Below are 2,697 nucleotides of genomic sequence, written 5' to 3'. Positions count from 1 at the left end.
TTCGGGATCTAGCGACGTCCGGTGTTAGCGGTTGCCGTCGCATTCGCTGCCTCTCTGCTGCTCTTGCGCCTGACGGTCGCCATTCGCTGAAGTCACTCAGCAGGCTGGCCGACGGGATGCGCCGCGAGGCACACCTCGCATCGGACGATTGCAGGCGGCAGCGGTTCGGTCCATAAGCCGCCTGCCGTGAACGCCTGACTCTCAGACGGTATGCAGCCTGGCCGTCGGGCCAGCTCCCCCGCGTGGGCATGCATCCGGCCGCTGCCCTCGAAGTGGAGGTTGCTGTAGTCGTCACGGATCGGCCCACCGTCGCGGGTGCGCTTGATCAAGGGATCGACAACCTCGAACCAGGTGATCAGGCAACCAGATTCAGCCCGAGTAGGCTTCTCATCGTCGGACTTCATGTGCCGGTGGCCTCCCCGCGAGATCCGTGTCGCCACTGACCATACGTGCCCTTGCGTGACTCCGAGACGGGGCAACGAGCGGCCCGGTCAGACGTTGAAGCGGAACATAGAGCCGCTGCCTTGCCACCAGCGGCAACGGCACCGGACGCCTGCTCCACGGCGTCCGAGGTTCGCACGACTGGTCACTAGTCGACAACGTTTGACAGTGTCTTGTGCCCCCGGTGTGCCCCCACAGACCCGTGCCTCTCCGTCCAGAGCCCAGGGGTAGAGGCAGCCCGGCTACCGGCGCTCGCCGGCTCCGCGAAGTGGCTCAGGCCGTGGTCTCAGCCGCCTTCCCTTGCCCGCCCGCATGATCCATCATGGTGTCTCCATTCATGATCCTCGGACGGGCGGGCCCGTGGCGCCGCAGCCGGAGCATCCGAGCGGCGAAGCGAAGGGAGGGCGTGCCATGACCGATCAGCTCTCTGAGAAGCAGCGGAGGTACAGCCCTCTGGCGATCGTGGCCTTCTGCATGGGCCTGGTTCCGCTGCTGTACGTCAGCGCGGGCCTGGCTGAGCTGGCACCCCTGCTGAGCCAAGTTCTCATCTCTGCGCCGTCGCTCGGCGTAGGCGCGGTTGCCGTAGGCGTCGTGGGACTGAAGCAGATCAAGACGACTGGGCAACGTGGTCGCGGTCTGGCGATTGCCGGGTGCGTGGCTGGCGCAGCCGTATTGGCGATCCTGGCGTATTTCGTCGTGGTTCTGAGGGTGGTGGGCGTTTCGCCTGCCAGCTGCGGCCCGCCCGACCCCTGCTGGTAGGTAGCCCAGGTCGATCCAGCAGCTTGACCTGACCGCAGCGAGAGGGGCGTTGTGGTCAAGCGAGTTGGCCTTGACTGAGGGCTCCCGACTCGTTCGGTGTGAACGAATGATCGCTGTCGGCTGAGCTGGACCATCAAGCGGGCTGAGCTGCTGGAACACTCCGTGGGTGTCCGTCTACGTCCGCTGGCATCCACACCCGTTGTCACCCAGTTCGTCACACCCATCAGGCAGGCTGGCTGTTCTGACTCAGGCCGGTGCAGCATCGGCCTCGCAAACCTGGAGGGAAGCGTGGCGGTCACCGCCGATGATCTCGATGCAGCAATGTCCAGCGTTGTTGCCAGCCTACGACCAGCGACGGGCCTGGACTGGTCTGCGCGGGCAGGCAGCCTGGAGTGGGACTGCTGGCACACCGCCGAGCACATCGGTGATTGCCTGATGTCGTTCGCGGGCCAACTCGTGGCCCGACCTGAGAAGCGGTTTGTGCGCTTCATGGCAAACGCTGACAAGGACGCATCCCCGCAAGAGGTACTGGAGTTCGCCGAGGCGGGCGGCCACATCCTGGCAGCCACGGTTCGCACGTCCGGACCGGCTGTTCGGGCCTACCACCCCACGGGCCAAGCCGACCCGGAGGGCTTCGCCGCGATGGGGTGCGTGGAGACATTGCTGCACGGCGATGACATCGCCCAGGGCCTCGGCCTCGCCATCGATCCCCCACGTGACGTGTGCACCCGGGTACTCGCTCGACTGTTTCCCGAAGCCGCGCAGGAACTGGCCAGGGTGGACCCATGGGCGGCACTGCGGTGGTCCACCGGCCGGATCGAGCTGCCAGGACGTCCCCAGCTGAAGGAATGGCGCTGGCACGGTGCTCCGCTAGGCGAATGACCCCATGAGACGCGATGCCATCCTCACTGTCTGCCGCCGACCCGCCCTCCTGGGGAGCGGGCCGCCGCCCGGCCCGCCACGTCAAGACGGCCCTGACTCACGTACGGACGCTGGCGGGCCGGGCGGCGGTCTGCTCGGCTCGCCCGGGGGTCGTCGGCAGGCGGGACGGCCCTGCGCAACCACCCACGGACCGCAACGCGCCGACGCAGCCCCGGCCATCCTGGAGTCGTTGCGCCCCCGCCGGAGGCACACCAACCGCAAGCCCGCGACCGCCGCCAACTCGCCAACGCGGCCGGCGTGCGCTCCCCTACGCCGCGCAGGCTCGTGGCCGCGCCGCCCGGCCGGCTGCCGGCCCACTACACACCGGTCAACGGCCTGTCGTTCTGCGGCGGCCCTCCGGGCTCCCCGCTATCCGCGCCAGCCGCCGGGCGTGTTGCGTGGCCGGAGCGGGGAGCATCAGCGGAGTGCAGGCCACGCGCCCTGGCGGCGGCGCGTGCGGCCCGTCAAGGGCCGCCTTGCAGACGTACAGAAAGTTCTCACCACTTCGCCGGCAGCTGGCCGGCAGCCGGCTGTCCTGCGCCGGGTGATGGTTGACACCGTGGCCTCGAATGATGC

3 protein-coding genes are annotated in these 2,697 nt (G+C 68.3%); 2 read left to right on the top strand and 1 reads right to left on the bottom strand.

Annotation, left to right across the window (positions count from 1 at the left end; translation table 11 throughout):
* Positions 1–92 precede the first annotated feature (92 nt).
* On the bottom strand, positions 93–404 hold the full coding sequence (locus ACNAVT_RS31655) for a hypothetical protein (protein ID WP_416301649.1): 312 nt from the start codon (positions 402–404) through the stop codon (positions 93–95).
* A 448-nt stretch (positions 405–852) separates the two neighbouring features.
* Here ACNAVT_RS31655 and ACNAVT_RS31650 point away from each other — a divergent pair, with 448 nt between their 5' ends.
* Both ACNAVT_RS31650 and ACNAVT_RS31645 read left to right on the top strand, forming a co-directional pair.
* Positions 853–1,200 (top strand): DUF4190 domain-containing protein, encoded by a 348-nt coding sequence (locus tag ACNAVT_RS31650; RefSeq protein ID WP_416301648.1) that lies wholly within the window; start codon positions 853–855, stop codon positions 1,198–1,200.
* A gap of 288 nt (positions 1,201–1,488) precedes the next feature.
* Complete coding sequence (locus ACNAVT_RS31645; RefSeq protein ID WP_416301646.1) at positions 1,489–2,082, top strand: hypothetical protein; 594 nt, start codon at positions 1,489–1,491, stop codon at positions 2,080–2,082.
* Positions 2,083–2,697: the final 615 nt, after the last annotated feature.

The sequence above is a fragment of the Micromonospora sp. SL4-19 genome, assembly GCF_047921475.1.
In the GTDB taxonomy this organism is placed as follows: domain Bacteria; phylum Actinomycetota; class Actinomycetes; order Mycobacteriales; family Micromonosporaceae; genus Micromonospora.
This window is presented reverse-complemented; position numbering and strand designations above follow the sequence as displayed.

Coding starts and splice junctions, on each gene's coding strand:
- ACNAVT_RS31655 (WP_416301649.1), bottom strand. CDS start 404: ATGAAGTCCGACGATGAGAAGCCTACTCGGGCTGAATCTGGTTGCCTG.
- ACNAVT_RS31650 (WP_416301648.1), top strand. CDS start 853: ATGACCGATCAGCTCTCTGAGAAGCAGCGGAGGTACAGCCCTCTGGCG.